A 14,865-nucleotide genomic window follows, 5' to 3' on the forward strand; every position below is an offset into this window, starting at 1 on the left:
ACCGCGCCCGTCCGCTCGGACGGCCTGAAGGTCGTGTAGGACGTCAACGAGGTTCCGCTGACGGACATGAAGCACTTCTCACAAGTCGTCCGGGGCGTCGATAGTGTCTAGGGGGTCGTGCCCGGCGCCTAACGGTCCGGTATCGTGCACACCGAGAAGAACTCTGGTGAGGCCCTGGAGCGTCTCGGAAGCTGCGCCAAGTGTTCTAATCCTCCGACGGGCACAGGGGTGGCATGGAAACCCATGCCACCCCTGTGCCCGTCGGCGAATCAGATCACTTGGCGGAGTTCGCGAGACGCTCGCGGGCCTCGACGATCTCCTTCTCGGCCTGCTCGGCACCGGTCCAGTAGTCGCCCGGCAGGACCTCCTTGCCCGGCTCGAGGGCCTTGTACTGCTCGAAGAAGTGCTTGATCTCCTTCAGGTGGAACTCGTTGACGTCCTTGACGTCCTGGATGCCGTCGTAGCGGACGTCGGCCGGCACGCACAGGACCTTGTCGTCGCCGCCCTCTTCGTCCTCCATGTGGTACAGGCCGACGGCGCGGCACTCCACGACGCAGCCCGGGAAGACGGAGTTCTTGACCATGACCAGGGCGTCGAGCGGATCGCCGTCCTCACCGAGGGTGCCCTCGATGTAGCCGTAGTCATCCGGGTAGCCCATGGCGGTGAACAGCTCGCGGTCGAGGAAGACGCGACCGGTCTCCTGATCGACCTCGTACTTGTTCTTGGAACCGCGCGGGATCTCCACCACGACGTTGAAGGTTTCAGCCATTTCGGTGTTCTCCTTTTATCGATTGATAGTCGAGTACAAGAATACTCAGTTTTTCAGTTCTCCACGTGGAAGACGTGCGCCACGTCGGCCCACGGGGCCAGCGAGACGAAGTTGTCCCAGCCCCAGTCGAACTCGCGGCCGGTCAGCTCGTCGCGCACGTGCGCGCCCTTGGCCGGGTCGATGCCGAACTCGGGCATCTCCAGGTGCACGGTGGACTGGTGGGCGTTGTGGCAGTCGAGGTTCACGACCACGATCAGCGTCTCCGCCTTGCCGGACTTGGTCAGCTCGGCCGGCGTGTGGCGGGCGAAGGCGAGGATGTTCGGGTCGGAGCTCTCGAGGACCGTGAGGTTGTGGTAGCTGAACGCGTCCACGTGCTCGCGGCGGATCTCGTTGAGCGAGGTGAGCAGCTTGGCGATGCCGTACTTCTCGGCGACCGACCAATCGCGGACCTTGACCTCGTACTTCTCGTTGTCGATCTGCTCCTCGAAGCCCGGACGCTGGTTGTTCTCGATGAGCTCGAAGCCGTTGTAGATGCCCCAGCTCGGCGAGCCCATGGCGGCGAGCACCGCGCGCACCGCGTGTCCGGCGATGCCGTTGTCGCGCACGTAGGCGGTGAGGATGTCCGGCGTGGTGGGCCAGAAGGTGTTGTGCTGGTAGTAGCCCTCGTCGCCGTTGGTCTCGGCGAAGTACTCGGCCAGCTCCTCCTTGGTGTTGCGCCACGGGAAGTAGCAGTGCGACTGCGTGAAGCCGACGTAGCTCAGCGCGCGCATCATGCCCGGGCGGGTGAACGCCTCGGCCAGGAACAGCACCTCCGGGTGCTTCTTGGTCACGGCGGCGATGACGTCCTGCCAGAAGCGCACCGGCTTGGTGTGCGGGTTGTCGACGCGGAAGATGGTCACGCCCGCATCGATCCACAGGTTCATGATGCGCTCGACCTCCTTCTCGATGCCGGGCATGTCGGCGTTGAAGTCGATCGGGTAGATGTCCTGGTACTTCTTCGGCGGGTTCTCGGCGAACGCGATCGTGCCGTCGGGCTTGGTGCGGAACCAGTTCGGGTGGGCCTTGACCCACGGGTGGTCGGGCGAGCACTGCAGCGCGAAGTCGAGCGCGATCTCGAGGCCCAGCTCGTGCGCCTTGGCGCACAGGGCCTTGAAGTCGTCCATCGTGCCCAGCAGCGGGTCGACGGTGTCGTGGCCGCCCTCGGCCGAGCCGATGCCGAACGGCGAGCCCGGATCGTCGGGGCCGGCGACCAGCGTGTTGTTCTTGCCCTTGCGGTTGGTCACGCCGATCGGGAAGATCGGGGGCAGGTAGACGATGTCGAAGCCCTCGGCCTTGGCGCGCTCGAGGCCCGCGACCGCGGTCTTGAGGTTGCCCTGGACGATCTTGTGGGTCTCCTGGTCGATGTATGCGCCCTCGGAGCGCGGGAAGAACTGGTACCAGGCGGCGAAGCTGGACTTCGGACGCTCGACCTTGAAGGTCACCGGGGCGGACTCGGACAGGCCGTCGCGCAGCGGGTTGGTCTCGTGCAGCTCGGTCACGGCGTCGGAGGTCGCGGCGGCGAGGCGCTCGGCCGGGGTGAGGGTCTTGTCCTCCATCACCTTGGCGGCGTCGCGCAGCATCTTGCGCTGGTGCGCCGGCAGGTGCGCGTCGGCGGTGCCGGCCCAGCGGTCCAGCAGCTGGGCGCCGGAGGCCAGTGCGTTCTCCACGTCGTCGTTGACCTCGACCTTGATGGTCGCGTCGTGCAGCCAGGACTTGTACGTGTCCTCCCAGCCCTCGACGGTGACGGTCCACAGGCCCAGCTGGCGCTTGACGGCGGCGAAGCCCGGCTCCCACGGCTTGACGTCGGATCGCTCGCCGCAGGTGAGGTCCACGGCCCAGCGGTCGAGGCCCGGGTTGGTGCAGGTCATCGGCAGGCGCTGCATCTCCTTGCCGCGGGCGTTGCGCACGACGGCGGTGGCGCCGACCTTGGTGCGGCCCTCGATGAACACCTGGGCGGTGACCTTGAACGGCTCGCCGAGCTCCACGCGAGCCGGGTAGACGCCGCGCTCCGCGTTCGGGGTGACGTCCATGATGTTGATGCGGCCGAACTGGCCGGGCTCGTCGACCGGCAGCGACGGGGCGGGCACCTCGCCGGGCTCGGTGACGACCACGATCGTCTTGGCCGCGGTCTTGGCCTTGGTGGCGCGCGGCTTGCGCGTGCGGGTGGTCTTGGTCTTGGGTTTCGTGGTTTTCGCGGACTTCGTCTCCTCCGCGGCGGGCGTTGCGCCCTCGGCCGCGGTCTGCTCGGTTACCGTCGCTGCGTTGGTGTCGTTTTCATTCGCAGTCAGCTGTGACATGGCGTCCTTCTCCTTACTTCTGCGCATATCGCGATGGATGATGCCATAACGCCCATTGTAGGGGCTCATCGCCGAAATGACAGGGTTGGCGCGGTTGATGAGACTGTGGGTGGGGTGGACCCCCAGTGGACAGCCGGAAATGTGAGCGCGCACATCGTTGTCATGTGGATAACTTCGGCGGGACGGTTGTCCACAACACGCCGGGGGAGAGGGGTTCCGACCACATCGGCCGCATCACGTGACGGCTGCGCCGCGCGTCTGGCAGGGTGGTCCGCATACGTCCGGCGACGGCGCCGGACGGTCCGTCGGCCGCGAGAGCCGCGGCGCGGATGCGTAACACGCACGTGACATGGGCGTCGCGCACGTCGCGTGCGCCAAGGAAAGGACACATGATGATGAACGACGAATCGACCGCGCCGGCGCCGGACGCGCGCGTGCGGGGCCGCGGACGGCGCATCGCCGCCGTGCTGCTGGCCGTCGCGGCGATGATCCCGCTCGCGGCCCCGGCCGCGTACGCCTCGCCGGCGGACGATCCCGCGATCGTCTCGACGGACGACCCCGCCGCGCAGGGCGATGGGGAGGAGCAGCAGGAGCCCGACCCGGAGCAGCCGGATCCCGAGCAGCCCGATCCGGATCCCGATCCGGATCCCGAGCCGGAACCCGAGAAGCCCGACCCCGAACCTGAACCTGAGCCCGAACCTGAGCCCGTGCAGGCCGAACCGAAGACGACGTCGCCGTTCGCGCGGCACGAGCCGGTCGGCGTCGGATCGGTGCTCTCCGACGTGATCGACGTGAGCGGCTTCCCCGACGACCACACCGCCGTCGACGGCGACGAGCCGCACGTGCAGGTGAGCCTGTGGTGGTGGTCCGGCGGCGCGAACTTCGACGCGATCGGGACCGAGGACCTGTTCAACGACCTGAACCGGCCCGTCGGCAACGTCGAGCCGCTCGAGGACGCCAATCACAAGCCGATCGGCACGTGGGACTACCCGGCGGTCAACGGACGCATCACGGTCGGCGCCGGCGCGAAGGACGCGTCCGGCAAGGCCGTGAACATCACGGCGGACGCCGCCGGCTGGTACCTGTTCGTCTGGAAGTTCGCCGGCGACGACCGCGCGAAGGCCACCGCCACCCGGTTCGACGACCTCGGCCACGCCCACGTCGTCGTCAAGGGCGCCGAACAGCGGGACGAGCCCGAGCAGCCCGGCCCCGAACCGTCGCCGACGCCCGATCCCGAGCCCTCGGGCGGCGGCACGGATGGCGGCGACGGCGAGCAGTCCGAGGACGGCACGGTCGTCACCACGACCGGAGGCGGCGAAGAGGACACGAAGAACGCGACCGACGCGTTGAAGAAGCTCGCCGCGCAGAAGTACTCCAACGGCGGCAGTCCGCTCGCCAAGACCGGCGTCGACGTCGGCGCGATCGTCCTCGTGGTCGTCGCCGCGCTCGCCGTCGGGGCCTTCATGCTCGTCGTGATCCGGCGGCACAAGTCGTAGGTTCCGGGGGGCCGCGGAGAGTCCGTGTGCCCTGTATACGACACACTCAAGGCCGTTCGGCCAAGCCTACGGTCGCATACAGGACACGCGCACTCTCCGCTCGTTTCGTATGGACGGCGTGACATTGCGGCATAGGTGAGCGGGGGCGGATTCCCCTGTTGGGGACCGTAGGACTTGGCCGAGCGGCCCGGAGCGTGTCCGCAACAGGGGAATCCGCCTCTCCGCGGTGACGTGCGGAACCATTGAGTTGCGCGAAAACGAAAAAACGCTAGGAATCTTGCGATTCCTAGCGTTTTCTGTTGGTAGCGGGGCATGGATTTGAACCATGGACCTCTGGGTTAAAAGATGGGCTCACCGGCCGTCAGGCCGCCAGCATCCAGTAACCACGGGGCCATCCATGCCCCGCCTGTCTGCGAAGGTCGTCAACGTCGACGACAGGCAGACCTCCGTTTCCTTCGTCGTGGCGCTCGCTGGCGAGCGCTTGTGCTGCATATTCTGCGTAGTCGACCTGTGTCAGATCGTCGCGTAGGAGGACTTCGAGGGGGACTCCGACGAACTCGGCTGCTCGGCAGATGTCGTTAAGCCGTAGTGCGTGCTTGCTGCTCAAGAGTCGGGAGATGTTCTGGGGGACCATTCCGAGGTAGGCGGCAAGGTCTTTGCGTTGCTTGCCTTCGGCTTCCATGAGTCGGCTGAGGTTGTATAGGGCGACGTCTTGTGGCGATAGCTTGACCGCCGGCGTTTCGAGTGTTGCTGTCATGGCTCCCATACTACGCAATAGTGATTAGATTTGCAACACGCCGTGATTTTGAAACTCGTTGACAGGTCGCTATGGTGTGAGCCATGACCAATCAAAATAGATTAGATTCGGAAGGAATCGCGAAGCGAATATCGAAACTGATGCGCTCGCGAAAAGTCCTCCAGCGTGAAGTCGCCGAAGCAATCGGCATGAGCGAACAGGTGTTCTCCAACAAGATGACCGGACTGCGAAACTTCACCCTCAAAGACACCGCAGCGCTCGCCGACGTGTTCGAGGTGTCCATCGACTACCTCACCGGCCGAATCCCGAACTACTGGCCCGACCCGTGGAACCCCGAAGAGGCGAAGAAATGAACACGTGGCGGCTCATCCTGTCCATCATCTACGCGCTCTGCGCCGTCATGGACATCACCCTCGGCATCCTGCGCCCCAACCTCTGGGAAATCACCTGCGGCCTGCTCTTCCTCGCCCTCAGCATCGACATGCTCAACCACTGGCGCCACGAACGCCCCAAACCCCGATTCACCGACGCCGACATCAAGGAAATCGACCGACGACTCGCACGACTCGAAGGACACGACTCATGAACCCCCTGCAACGCTGGCCCGCACTCATCACCATCGGCATGCTCGCCGTCGAGCTCGCCTGCTGGGCATGGCTGTTCACCCACATGGCCTGCGCCCACCCCATCGGCAACGGCCTCGCCTCACTGACCGCCTTCATCCTCATCCCGATCGGATTCATGGCGCTCATCGAGGCCCAAGAACTTCCCCCGGCCCAACTTCCTTCCACACACATTGCTGCGGGGGCCGCCGGAGGCGACAAGGACAGTCGATAACACCACCATCCACCAACCCCGTGCCGGTCCATCTCCTACCGGCACGGGCCCCTAGGGCGGGACGCACGGCAAGCCGCCGGCCACGAGGCCTTGTGTACTCACCTCAAGAGCCGGCACCCGGTTCGACTCCGGGCCCGTCCACGCAAACCGAAAAGAGAACCCCCATGCACACCAAGCGCACGCTCATGACATGGCCCCTCACCCCCGAAGGGCTATCCATGCAGCCCGGCGAACTCATGGCCTCGCTCTACGAGACCATCAACCTCGCCAACGCCGACCCCGCATGGCCCTACCTCATCATCCCGCCCAAACCCGGCGAGATCGAGATAGACCGCCGCAAGGGATGGATAGGCGCCGAGTGCGAATACGTGAGCAAAAGGGAACTCAGAAAGGAACACCGCAATGACTGACATCGACCTCGAAAAGCTCGCCAAAGACCTCGGAGACGGGCCCATCTTCACCGCCAAGGGCATCATCGTCGACAAGGACGCCGCCCGCAAGTTCTTCGGCCCCCTCGGCCACGTCACCGAGGACGAGGACGACGAGGACAAGAACCCGGTCGACGGCGAGCCCGAGGACTTCACCGCCCACCTGCGCGCCCTCGCCCTCATGGCCCACGAAAACCTCGCCCACATCGAGACCGACGCCCTCGCCCACAAATGGGCCGACATCCACGGCATCGCCGTCAACGGCAAGAACATCATCACCCGCCTCGTCCACGCCATCGACGAACTGGAGGACTAATGGCCGGCGAAACCACGCTCACCATCATCGGCAACCTCACCGCCGACCCCGAAATGCGCAACACCCAAGGCGGCGGCACCGTCTGCTCGTTCACCGTCGCCTCGACCCCAAGGGTCTACAACCGCCAATCCGGCCAGTACGAGGACGGGCCCGCCCTGTTCCTGCGCTGCGCCGCATGGCGCGACCTCGCCCAGCACTGCGCCCAGACCCTCGCCAAAGGCATGCGCGTCATCGCGTCCGGCCAGCTCAAGCCCAACAACTACACCGACCAACAGGGCCAGAAGCACTACGGCGTCCAGCTCGTCCTCGACGAGATCGGCCCAAGCCTGCGCTTCGCCACCGCCACCGTCAACCGCATCCAACAGTCGCAGGGCTTCCAAGGCGGCCAGCCCGCCTATCAGGGCGGCCAAACCTACGGACAACCACAGGACACCGGACAGGACCCGTGGTCCAACAACATCTAAGGAACACCCATGAAGAAGACAGCCGAGGGCGTACAGGACGCGCTCATACCCGACGAGATCACCCCGCTCATGCTGCTGCCCCTCGCAGCGAAGGCCGCCAAGGCCAAGAGCGACGCCGGCGCGTTCCGCATCGCGGTCGCCAAAATGCTCCCCTTGGAGACCCGCGAGGCCTACATCCGCAAATACAAGAACATCGACCCCGTCACCGAAGCGCTCTACGACGCCGACGAGATCATGCAGGCCATCATCGACGCCGCCAGCGCCGTGGACGACCTCATGACCTACCCCATCGAGGCACGCAAGCGCATCGGCGTCCACGACATCCGCCGGTCGCTCGAAGACCCCCTCCGGGGCCTCGCGACCACCGAGGACGTGGACCCCGACACCGGCGAGATCACGGAGGACTGACCCATGACATGGTGGATGGTCGACGACGCCCTCTATGACTCGCAGAACATGGAGCAGGTCAGCGCCGAGGCGCTGGGCGTGCATATCCTCATGTGCTCCTACGTGGGCAAGCACATCTACGACGAGAACTTCGACCCCAGCTTCACATTGAAGCGCGTCGAGCTCGTCACCCGCATCGCGAAGAAACCCCCGACCCCGAGGAAGCTCCAAGCCATCACCGCCGAGCTCGTCGAGGCCGGCATGTGGTGCGATCTGGGCGGCAGGTACCGGATAGTCGAATCCCAGCCCTTCGGCAAGTTCGCCGGCAGCCGCGAACTGTCCGCCAAGAGGGCCGCGGCGGGCCGCGCCGGCGGACGCGCCTCGGGACAGTCGAGACGAAGCAACCGCGAAGCAAATGCTTCAAGCAAAACGGAAGCAAATGCTTCGGACTTGCTTGAGCAAAACCGAAGCAAAACGAAGCAACCGGTACCTAGCCTAACCGATACCGATAATCCCCCTGACCCCCCGCAAGCAACCGAACCGGCCTACAGCCTCGACGAGGCCGAACGCCGGGTGGACACCCGGACCGGCCAGATCGTCCGCGACGCCTACCCCGGCCGCATCGGCCGCAGGACCGACGTGGACCACGCCCTCGCGACCGCGTTGGAGGACTGCGACCCCCAGACCCTCTACGGGGCCGTCATCCGCTACGGGCGGGCCGTCGACAACGGCGACGTGCTCCGCAAGGACGTGCCACCCCTGCCCGAATGGCTCCAAGAGGGCCATTGGAGGCGATGGCAGCCCGACAAGCCCAGAACCTACGAATGGGGAGGCATCACCCGCCAATGGCTCAAAGAACACATCGAGGACCACGTCCCCAACGGGGCGTTCACCGCAAGCCGCGAGCAAGCCTTCTGGGCCGAGGTCAAGACCGGCCACGAGCCCAAGGAAGTCGCCCGCAGCATCGTCGACGAGATCAACATCCGGGCCCGGCGTACTACCTCGCCTGCGGTCTCATAGCCACCCTCGGCATGCCCCTCGTCACCTACCTCATCAGCAAACTCTGAAAGGAAACCAACATGGACACAGTCAAGGCCCTCGATGCACTCATCCGCAGCGCCCTGCAATGCGGCGCCCGCATCGACATCAGCCTCACCCCCAAGAACTGGGCGGCCGACGACGGCGCGACCATCAACGCATCAATCCCCGTCACCGAAACCGAGGGGCGCCAGACCTTCACGATCGGCGGCCGTCAGATCGAATACCGACTCATCCCAAACGGGACCGTCATCACCTGCGTCCCCACCGTCCTGTGGCCCGACGAGGTGCCGTTCGACAAGGACGGAAGCAACAAGTGGAAGGAATCCAGTCTCCGGTATTGGCTCAACCACGAGTTCTGGCTGGAGAACATGCCCGACGAACTCAAACGCACGATCGTGCCCACCAAGCACGACGGCGTCGAAGACCTCATCTGGCTGCCAAGCGAGGCCGAGGTGTTCGGCACCGCGATCTACAGCGACAGGGGACTCGCCAAGGGTGAAGTCCAGCTATTCCCCGACAAGGCGTCCCGCAGGCTCAAGGACACCAACGGGGAGAAGCGCTGGTGGTGGACGTGTTCTGCCCGCTCCGGCAGCGCGAACCGCGTGCCCAACGTCAGCACGGACGGCGCCGCGTACGGCAGCGGCGCCCGCAGCACGAGCGGCGCTGCCCTGCCCTGCTTCAACCTCGCCCGGGAGGGCGAGTAGACGCCCCACGCCCTCAAGCGTGGGGCAGAAAGCGACCATCATGGCATCGAATCCATCGAAGGAAACCCGCGCCCAAGTCCTCGGCCGTGACCAACACCGGTGCGTGGTGTGCGAGACCTACCTGCGGCCCGGCCAATGGCCCGGCATGAGCATCCACCACCGGCTCCGCCGCTCCCAAGGCAGCGGGGACGACGAGCTGCACGAGGCCTCGAACCTGATCAGCGTGTGCGGCATGGACAACTCGACCGGCTGCCACGGCTGGATACACCAGCACCCGAACGAGGCCGTGAAACTCGGCTACCTCATCCGCTCCTACGACGACCACAAGCCCAGCGAGGTGCCCATGTTCAACCAGCGCTACGGCTGGCAATTGCTGTCCACCGACGGACAGGCCACCCCCTGCAAACCACCCACCCCCCACAAGGAAGGACCAACGAAATGACCGACAACATCGACAACACGCTCCTAGACCCACCTACACCGCCCGCCAAACGGCACATGCTGCTGTGGCTCGACACCGAGACCACGGGCCTCGACCCGTACAACTGCGAGCTCTTGGAGATCGGCATGCAGTTGACCGACATGCGCGCCGACACTAGGGGCGATTCGCTGAATCTGATCGTCCACCCGGACAGCGTGCGCAACTGGGCCATCCACCCCGAGCTGTTGAACGCCTACGGCATGCACATCGCCAACGGGCTCATGCTCGAAAGCGCGGAAGCGCCCCAAGAGGGCTACGACTACAAGCACACCGCATGGAACCTGCGCGAGTTCATCAACGATTTGACCGACCGGTACATCCTCCACCCGGCCGGCACCAACGTGGACTTCGACCTCAAACAGCTCGACGTCCACCTGTCCAAGCACGTCGAGGGAAGCATCACCGAAGGCCTCTCGCACAGGAAGCTCGACCTATCGTCCTTCAGGCTCCGGGACATGGCCGACGGCCTCGACCCCTACAAGGACCGCGAGCAATCCCAGCACCGGACCACGTACTGCCTCGACAGGGACATCACCGAATACCGCCAACGCCTCACCGGAAAGGTCGCACAGTGAACCACCTGACCCGCCAGCAACTCCAGATCGTCAACCACCTCAGCTTCGCCAACGAACGCCTAGCCCAAGTCCTCCGAGACATGAGCGACCCCGCCCTCGAAGCCGACGACGTCAACGACAGCGTGGGCAGCCTCGACGGCCTCGCCGACTACCTCCAACAGACAGCCCGCGAGTGCGGCCGCCTGCTCGAAGACCTCATCCACGACACCACAGGAGTCGAATCATGATCACACCAGAGTTCAACTACAACGACAACCCCCAGCCAAGGAAACAACGCAGCCCGCTCGTCCTGTTCGGCGAGATCGTCGCCGTCATCCTCATCATCGGCATCACCGCCCTCATCGGCAGCCTCATCATCGCCGGCCTCACCGCACTCTGGCGCTACATCATCTGAAAGGAAAACACACCATGAGCAATCCCCACATCATCTACGACCCCGACCCCATTTGCGGCAAGGATGGCGACGAACTAATGCCTTGCGATTTCGGCAAGTACGGCGAAGGACTGCTCTGCCTTGACTGCCATTACTGGTGGCCCGGAACGAACTACTACCCGGACACGCAGGAAATCGAAACACGGAACGATACTCCCGGCCAACGCATCCCTTGGGAAATCCTCCACAACATGTACCTCGCCGACACTGAAGCGCAATTCCAAGAAGGATACGAAGAAGGGTACGAAGACGCAAAAGCCAACAAGCCAAACATGAACCGCGAAACCGGCAGAAAGACATCGGAAGCAACGGAGCCAACCAATGAGTAAGACCGCCACTGCGCTCACCTGCATCCTCGCCATCCTCGCGCTCGCCGGCTGCGGAGAGACCCCCACCGGCACCGACGACGGCACCAAGGACAACCCCATGTCCGGCTACATCGCATGGTACGAGACCCCCGACCGCAAGGCCAAGGTCCAATGCTTCAACATCAGCGCCGGCGTGTCCTGCGACTGGGACCACGTCATCGTCGACGGAGACACCAAATGAGCCCCGAACTTGAAGAATACATAGCGCTCGCCAGAGCCGGCCAAGCCCCCATAAGCCCAGCCGAACGACGAGCCATCTACAACCACCGCAAATACCTCGAAATCAAGGCAAGAGACCCCGAATACTACACACGCCGGCGCCGCGAGGAACGCCGCCAACGCAGAAAGGCACGCCAATGAGCTTCGACAAGACCATCGACGCCGCCATCGCCCGAGAACAACAAGCCATCGACCAATCCGGCCACAAAGACGACTACATTCCCGGCTTCTACCGCGTCAACTACCACCCCGACACCCACGAAATGATCGGCGTCAAAGCCGTCAGAAAGGACGGACACCATGAATGACCGGGACGCCGAACGCTTCCTCATCGACGGCATCGAGGAATACACCAGCCTGAGAGCCGACCCCGACTATCAGGACGCCGAAAAAGTCACCCGCCAATGGCTCCAAGCCCACGACCGACGCATCCGCGCCGAAGCCTTCCAAGAAGGCAAAACAATGGCGCTCGCCGCCTATGGGAAGTTCTCGAAGATGTCCGAGGCCGAAAGGGCCAACCCCTACGAGGACATGGAGGCTGGCGGCAATACGATAGTCCACTTCCCGCCCGTCATCGCCTTCGGCCGCTTGGAGCCCGACAAGTGGCTCATGCTGAAGACCTTGGAGGAAGCGGCCGAGATGGTCGACGCCGGCAAGGCGCACATCCACGACGAGGCCAGTAGTGAGAAATGGACGGCGTTCATGGACGAGATCGCCGACGTCGTCCAGACTCTCGCTAACCTGTGCGCCGCGTTCGACATCGCAGACAGCGAGCTCTACGAAGCACTGGACAGGTGCCGCGAGCGCAACCGCAAGCGGGGGAGGCTGTGATGTGGGCCCGAGTCACCACCCAAGGCCGGCAAATCCGCCTCACCCCCAACATGGTCGACGTACTGCTGAACGCGCTCGACAAACCCGTCTACCCCGTCAACCGCAATCACCGGCGCACCTTCGAGGCCCTGCAATCCTACGGACTGCTCACACCTGTCGGCTACGAGAAGTGGTCGCCCACCGGCGAGGGCTGGAAGATCGCCACCCAGATCAAGAAAGGCACTGAGGAATGAAGAAAACCTACTGCGACATGTGCGGCAACGAATTGTCCGGCAAAGGGCTCCACATGGACATCGACCTGTTCAGCCGATCGGACAGCGACATGAAGTCCTACCACATGGACTTCGACGTATGCGACGACTGCGCCGAGGACTACGAGGGCGACACCCTCGGATACCTCGGCATCGGACAGGACCGCACCCTGAGCTTCGAGAAGGAAAGCTAATGAGCAAGCTCGCAGAGATCGCGTGGCAAATGCTCGCCGAAGGCAAGAGCGTCGAGGACGTCAAACTCCGCACGCAACTGTCCACGGCCGTCATCGAGGCCATGAGGAAGGACCAACAACGCCAATACGACAGCAAACACCGTCGCGAGGCCCGCAACAGGCAATAAAGAAAGCCCCCGCCCATTGCAGTGGGAGAGGACTCGCATGTCATCGAGAAACGACACCGCAAGTCTACCACTAGGGCGGAGGCCACCTCATGGAAAACACCCCGGACTGCCCGCGCTGCGGCAAGCCCATCACCATCGACCGCATGACGATCTGTCCGGCCTGCGCCAATGAACTGCAAAGGCGCATCGAATGGCTCGGCCAGATCGGCATGCCGACCCTGCAACAGGTCGCCTACCGCAAGGCCCGGTTCGGCCAGAAGGCCATCCGATCGGGCAACAAGGCGTTCGCGCCCACACCCTTCGACATCGAGGCCCAACAGGTGTACGTCAACGCCGAAACCACGCTCCAGCAGACCGGCGGCATCCTCGACATCCGCCCCCTCGGCTACGACCGGCGCGAACAGCCCCGCACCCTGCGGGATTGGGTCTACCTGTGCCCCCAGCTCGTCAGGCAGATGCCCCAGCTCGTCCGCACGCCCGGCGCCGCCGGCATGCTCGACCGCATCGCCAAGGCCTGCGACATGGTCTCCACCAAAATTACCCGCCCCGGCGAAAAACGGCTCGTCGGCGTATGCACCAACTGCCTGACCTTCCAGCCGCCCGTCCGCACGCCGATCTACGCCACCGAAACCGACGGATACGCCGTATGCCCCGCCTGCGGCACCTTCCTCACCCTCAACGACGTGCGCCTCGCCTACCTCAAGGACGCGGGCCTCTTGCACATCACCCGCACCCAAAGCGAGGCCGCCCGATGGGTCAGAGAGAACACCGGCGTACAAGTCACCGGCAAAGACCTCAAGAACTGGAGAACACGCGGCAAAATGCCCTCCACCCGGCATGTCGAAGGCCCCTACTGGGCATGGAACATCATCGAATTGCTGGAGTGCGCCGAAGCGAGACTCAAAGCCGAAAGCCGTTGAAATTGCAGACTGAGCCTTTTTTGTGTTACGCTGTCGCGTGAATGGTGGTGCGGAAAAGGTCCGCTCCGCCATTTCACATCTATGGGCGGCTCCCCGATCGGGCGCCGATGGGTCCAAACCGTCGGCGAATGTGCTCCGCCCGCCAATGGTCTCGGTAGCTCAGCGGCTAGAGCAATACGATACGTTCCTATCGGTCGGCGGTTCGAATCCGCCCCGAGACCCAACCCCCGTTAGCCCAACAGGTAGAGGCGGCCGATTCAAGCTCGGCGCGGTCCCGGTTCGAATCCGGGATGGGGGACAGGTGGTGCGTGCCTGAGGGGACTAAAGGGCCCCGCCGTGAGGCGCGGCAAGCGGCAAACAGAGGCTCGCAACCTCGACGCTTCGCGGATTCGAATCCCGCCCGCCACCAACATTCGCACGCCCCGCATATCCAGACCTGAAATCTGGCCCTATGCGGGGCGTTCGCATGCCAAGCCGTGAGTGGCGTGTCACAAGTAACCGCGGCCGCCTAGCAGGGCACTTTTAGGGACAGAGCGCCGGGCCCACACGGCTCGACGCTCCAACCCCACAAGGAAAGGGACACCGATGCCGGTCACCTGCGACATACACCTGTACGCCGGCACCGAGATCGGCGTAATCCACCTCGAACTACCCCCCGGTCTCGAAAACGACCCCCCGGGGGTCAGGCAACGCCTCGACCAAGCCATGCAGGCGTTCAAACGATCGTTCGAAAACACCCCCACCCCCTGCGAACACACCCCTGTCCCTTATACACCTCTCCCAGCCCACGAGACTCGACGCCATCCCGTATGCCGTCTTCTTCTTCATAAAAAAAAAACACAAACACAAAAATAAAACCACACTCTATCTAATTCACATACAAAAAATAAA

General features: G+C 64.0%; 25 protein-coding genes and 2 tRNA genes. 24 read left to right on the forward strand and 3 right to left on the reverse strand.

Translation table 11 applies throughout. The features are described from left to right. Positions 1 to 274: 274 nt before the first annotated feature. Complete coding sequence (locus tag JS528_RS11120) at positions 275 to 769, reverse strand: inorganic diphosphatase (RefSeq protein ID WP_214359105.1); 495 nt, start codon at positions 767 to 769, stop codon at positions 275 to 277. A 53-nt stretch (positions 770 to 822) separates the two neighbouring features. After that, entirely contained in the window at positions 823 to 3,105 is a 2,283-nt protein-coding gene (locus JS528_RS11125) for an alpha-1,4-glucan--maltose-1-phosphate maltosyltransferase (protein ID WP_214359106.1), read from the reverse strand. 389 nt (positions 3,106 to 3,494) lie between these two features. Between JS528_RS11125 and JS528_RS11130 the strand changes: the two genes are divergently transcribed. Then, positions 3,495 to 4,601, forward strand: coding sequence for a hypothetical protein (locus tag JS528_RS11130; RefSeq protein ID WP_214359107.1), 1,107 nt, complete (start codon positions 3,495 to 3,497; stop codon positions 4,599 to 4,601). A gap of 361 nt (positions 4,602 to 4,962) precedes the next feature. Here the strand turns inward: JS528_RS11130 and JS528_RS11135 are convergent, their stop codons facing one another. Next, complete coding sequence (locus JS528_RS11135; RefSeq protein ID WP_214359108.1) at positions 4,963 to 5,358, reverse strand: helix-turn-helix domain-containing protein; 396 nt, start codon at positions 5,356 to 5,358, stop codon at positions 4,963 to 4,965. 188 nt (positions 5,359 to 5,546) lie between these two features. Between JS528_RS11135 and JS528_RS11925 the strand changes: the two genes are divergently transcribed. The 23 genes from JS528_RS11925 to JS528_RS11250 all read left to right on the forward strand — a co-directional run bounded on the left by JS528_RS11925 (position 5,547) and on the right by JS528_RS11250 (position 14,272). Next, a complete protein-coding gene (locus JS528_RS11925) occupies positions 5,547 to 5,711 on the forward strand; it encodes a hypothetical protein (RefSeq protein WP_240541473.1) in 165 nt (54 codons plus the stop codon). Further along, complete coding sequence (locus tag JS528_RS11145) at positions 5,708 to 5,944, forward strand: hypothetical protein (RefSeq protein ID WP_214359110.1); 237 nt, start codon at positions 5,708 to 5,710, stop codon at positions 5,942 to 5,944. The genes JS528_RS11925 and JS528_RS11145 overlap by 4 nt, the downstream gene beginning before the upstream one ends. Next, complete coding sequence (locus JS528_RS11150; protein WP_214359111.1) at positions 5,941 to 6,195, forward strand: hypothetical protein; 255 nt, start codon at positions 5,941 to 5,943, stop codon at positions 6,193 to 6,195. The genes JS528_RS11145 and JS528_RS11150 overlap by 4 nt, the downstream gene beginning before the upstream one ends. Positions 6,196 to 6,359: 164 nt before the next feature. Next, a complete protein-coding gene (locus JS528_RS11155; protein ID WP_214359112.1) occupies positions 6,360 to 6,605 on the forward strand; it encodes a hypothetical protein in 246 nt (81 codons plus the stop codon). After that, positions 6,598 to 6,939, forward strand: a complete 342-nt coding sequence (locus JS528_RS11160) for a hypothetical protein (protein ID WP_214359113.1) — start codon at positions 6,598 to 6,600, stop codon at positions 6,937 to 6,939. The genes JS528_RS11155 and JS528_RS11160 overlap by 8 nt, the downstream gene beginning before the upstream one ends. Next, positions 6,939 to 7,403, forward strand: coding sequence for a single-stranded DNA-binding protein (gene ssb, locus JS528_RS11165; protein ID WP_214359114.1), 465 nt, complete (start codon positions 6,939 to 6,941; stop codon positions 7,401 to 7,403). The genes JS528_RS11160 and ssb overlap by 1 nt, the downstream gene beginning before the upstream one ends. A 9-nt stretch (positions 7,404 to 7,412) precedes the next feature. Then, a complete protein-coding gene (locus JS528_RS11170; RefSeq protein ID WP_214359115.1) occupies positions 7,413 to 7,811 on the forward strand; it encodes a hypothetical protein in 399 nt (132 codons plus the stop codon). A gap of 3 nt (positions 7,812 to 7,814) precedes the next feature. After that, positions 7,815 to 8,810 carry a hypothetical protein gene (locus JS528_RS11175; RefSeq protein WP_214359116.1) on the forward strand — a complete coding sequence of 332 codons (996 nt, stop codon included), beginning with the start codon at positions 7,815 to 7,817 and terminating at the stop codon, positions 8,808 to 8,810. 59 nt (positions 8,811 to 8,869) lie between these two features. After that, positions 8,870 to 9,535 (forward strand): DUF6273 domain-containing protein, encoded by a 666-nt coding sequence (locus JS528_RS11180; RefSeq protein ID WP_214359117.1) that lies wholly within the window; start codon positions 8,870 to 8,872, stop codon positions 9,533 to 9,535. Between the two features lie 40 nt (positions 9,536 to 9,575). After that, positions 9,576 to 9,977 carry an HNH endonuclease gene (locus tag JS528_RS11185; RefSeq protein ID WP_214359118.1) on the forward strand — a complete coding sequence of 134 codons (402 nt, stop codon included), beginning with the start codon at positions 9,576 to 9,578 and terminating at the stop codon, positions 9,975 to 9,977. Then, a complete protein-coding gene (locus JS528_RS11190; RefSeq protein WP_240541474.1) occupies positions 9,974 to 10,591 on the forward strand; it encodes a 3'-5' exonuclease family protein in 618 nt (205 codons plus the stop codon). Before JS528_RS11185 ends, JS528_RS11190 begins: the two co-directional genes overlap by 4 nt. Further along, a complete protein-coding gene (locus JS528_RS11195) occupies positions 10,588 to 10,818 on the forward strand; it encodes a hypothetical protein (RefSeq protein WP_214359119.1) in 231 nt (76 codons plus the stop codon). Before JS528_RS11190 ends, JS528_RS11195 begins: the two co-directional genes overlap by 4 nt. Further along, complete coding sequence (locus tag JS528_RS11200) at positions 10,815 to 10,985, forward strand: hypothetical protein (RefSeq protein WP_214359120.1); 171 nt, start codon at positions 10,815 to 10,817, stop codon at positions 10,983 to 10,985. The genes JS528_RS11195 and JS528_RS11200 overlap by 4 nt, the downstream gene beginning before the upstream one ends. Before the next feature lie 14 nt (positions 10,986 to 10,999). Beyond that, positions 11,000 to 11,353, forward strand: a complete 354-nt coding sequence (locus JS528_RS11205; RefSeq protein WP_214359121.1) for a hypothetical protein — start codon at positions 11,000 to 11,002, stop codon at positions 11,351 to 11,353. Further along, positions 11,346 to 11,573 (forward strand): hypothetical protein, encoded by a 228-nt coding sequence (locus JS528_RS11210; RefSeq protein ID WP_214359122.1) that lies wholly within the window; start codon positions 11,346 to 11,348, stop codon positions 11,571 to 11,573. Before JS528_RS11205 ends, JS528_RS11210 begins: the two co-directional genes overlap by 8 nt. A gap of 175 nt (positions 11,574 to 11,748) precedes the next feature. Further along, positions 11,749 to 11,919 (forward strand): hypothetical protein, encoded by a 171-nt coding sequence (locus tag JS528_RS11215; RefSeq protein ID WP_214359123.1) that lies wholly within the window; start codon positions 11,749 to 11,751, stop codon positions 11,917 to 11,919. Beyond that, positions 11,912 to 12,442, forward strand: coding sequence for a hypothetical protein (locus tag JS528_RS11675; RefSeq protein ID WP_240541475.1), 531 nt, complete (start codon positions 11,912 to 11,914; stop codon positions 12,440 to 12,442). The genes JS528_RS11215 and JS528_RS11675 overlap by 8 nt, the downstream gene beginning before the upstream one ends. Continuing rightward, a complete protein-coding gene (locus JS528_RS11225; RefSeq protein ID WP_214359124.1) occupies positions 12,439 to 12,675 on the forward strand; it encodes a hypothetical protein in 237 nt (78 codons plus the stop codon). The genes JS528_RS11675 and JS528_RS11225 overlap by 4 nt, the downstream gene beginning before the upstream one ends. Further along, positions 12,672 to 12,887 (forward strand): hypothetical protein, encoded by a 216-nt coding sequence (locus tag JS528_RS11230; protein ID WP_214359125.1) that lies wholly within the window; start codon positions 12,672 to 12,674, stop codon positions 12,885 to 12,887. The genes JS528_RS11225 and JS528_RS11230 overlap by 4 nt, the downstream gene beginning before the upstream one ends. Further along, entirely contained in the window at positions 12,887 to 13,054 is a 168-nt protein-coding gene (locus JS528_RS11235) for a hypothetical protein (RefSeq protein ID WP_214359126.1), read from the forward strand. The genes JS528_RS11230 and JS528_RS11235 overlap by 1 nt, the downstream gene beginning before the upstream one ends. Before the next feature lie 89 nt (positions 13,055 to 13,143). Next, positions 13,144 to 13,974: a hypothetical protein gene (locus JS528_RS11240; RefSeq protein WP_214359127.1), complete on the forward strand. Its 831-nt coding sequence runs from the start codon at positions 13,144 to 13,146 to the stop codon at positions 13,972 to 13,974. 148 nt (positions 13,975 to 14,122) lie between these two features. Then, positions 14,123 to 14,195, forward strand: a tRNA-Arg gene (locus tag JS528_RS11245). A gap of 3 nt (positions 14,196 to 14,198) precedes the next feature. Further along, positions 14,199 to 14,272, forward strand: a tRNA-Leu gene (locus tag JS528_RS11250). Positions 14,273 to 14,865: the final 593 nt, after the last annotated feature.

This window comes from Bifidobacterium santillanense (assembly GCF_018555385.1).
In the GTDB taxonomy this organism is placed as follows: Bacteria; Actinomycetota; Actinomycetes; order Actinomycetales; family Bifidobacteriaceae; genus Bifidobacterium; species Bifidobacterium santillanense.

Coding starts and splice junctions, on each gene's coding strand:
- JS528_RS11150 (WP_214359111.1), top strand. CDS start 5,941: ATGAACCCCCTGCAACGCTGGCCCGCACTCATCACCATCGGCATGCTC.
- JS528_RS11190 (WP_240541474.1), top strand. CDS start 9,974: ATGACCGACAACATCGACAACACGCTCCTAGACCCACCTACACCGCCC.
- ssb (WP_214359114.1), top strand. CDS start 6,939: ATGGCCGGCGAAACCACGCTCACCATCATCGGCAACCTCACCGCCGAC.
- JS528_RS11130 (WP_214359107.1), top strand. CDS start 3,495: ATGATGATGAACGACGAATCGACCGCGCCGGCGCCGGACGCGCGCGTG.
- JS528_RS11175 (WP_214359116.1), top strand. CDS start 7,815: ATGACATGGTGGATGGTCGACGACGCCCTCTATGACTCGCAGAACATG.
- JS528_RS11125 (WP_214359106.1), bottom strand. CDS start 3,105: ATGTCACAGCTGACTGCGAATGAAAACGACACCAACGCAGCGACGGTA.
- JS528_RS11205 (WP_214359121.1), top strand. CDS start 11,000: ATGAGCAATCCCCACATCATCTACGACCCCGACCCCATTTGCGGCAAG.
- JS528_RS11240 (WP_214359127.1), top strand. CDS start 13,144: ATGGAAAACACCCCGGACTGCCCGCGCTGCGGCAAGCCCATCACCATC.
- JS528_RS11170 (WP_214359115.1), top strand. CDS start 7,413: ATGAAGAAGACAGCCGAGGGCGTACAGGACGCGCTCATACCCGACGAG.
- JS528_RS11215 (WP_214359123.1), top strand. CDS start 11,749: ATGAGCTTCGACAAGACCATCGACGCCGCCATCGCCCGAGAACAACAA.
- JS528_RS11230 (WP_214359125.1), top strand. CDS start 12,672: ATGAAGAAAACCTACTGCGACATGTGCGGCAACGAATTGTCCGGCAAA.
- JS528_RS11155 (WP_214359112.1), top strand. CDS start 6,360: ATGCACACCAAGCGCACGCTCATGACATGGCCCCTCACCCCCGAAGGG.
- JS528_RS11185 (WP_214359118.1), top strand. CDS start 9,576: ATGGCATCGAATCCATCGAAGGAAACCCGCGCCCAAGTCCTCGGCCGT.
- JS528_RS11135 (WP_214359108.1), bottom strand. CDS start 5,358: ATGACAGCAACACTCGAAACGCCGGCGGTCAAGCTATCGCCACAAGAC.
- JS528_RS11160 (WP_214359113.1), top strand. CDS start 6,598: ATGACTGACATCGACCTCGAAAAGCTCGCCAAAGACCTCGGAGACGGG.
- JS528_RS11200 (WP_214359120.1), top strand. CDS start 10,815: ATGATCACACCAGAGTTCAACTACAACGACAACCCCCAGCCAAGGAAA.
- JS528_RS11925 (WP_240541473.1), top strand. CDS start 5,547: ATGAGCGAACAGGTGTTCTCCAACAAGATGACCGGACTGCGAAACTTC.
- JS528_RS11675 (WP_240541475.1), top strand. CDS start 11,912: ATGAATGACCGGGACGCCGAACGCTTCCTCATCGACGGCATCGAGGAA.
- JS528_RS11210 (WP_214359122.1), top strand. CDS start 11,346: ATGAGTAAGACCGCCACTGCGCTCACCTGCATCCTCGCCATCCTCGCG.
- JS528_RS11180 (WP_214359117.1), top strand. CDS start 8,870: ATGGACACAGTCAAGGCCCTCGATGCACTCATCCGCAGCGCCCTGCAA.
- JS528_RS11120 (WP_214359105.1), bottom strand. CDS start 769: ATGGCTGAAACCTTCAACGTCGTGGTGGAGATCCCGCGCGGTTCCAAG.
- JS528_RS11235 (WP_214359126.1), top strand. CDS start 12,887: ATGAGCAAGCTCGCAGAGATCGCGTGGCAAATGCTCGCCGAAGGCAAG.
- JS528_RS11145 (WP_214359110.1), top strand. CDS start 5,708: ATGAACACGTGGCGGCTCATCCTGTCCATCATCTACGCGCTCTGCGCC.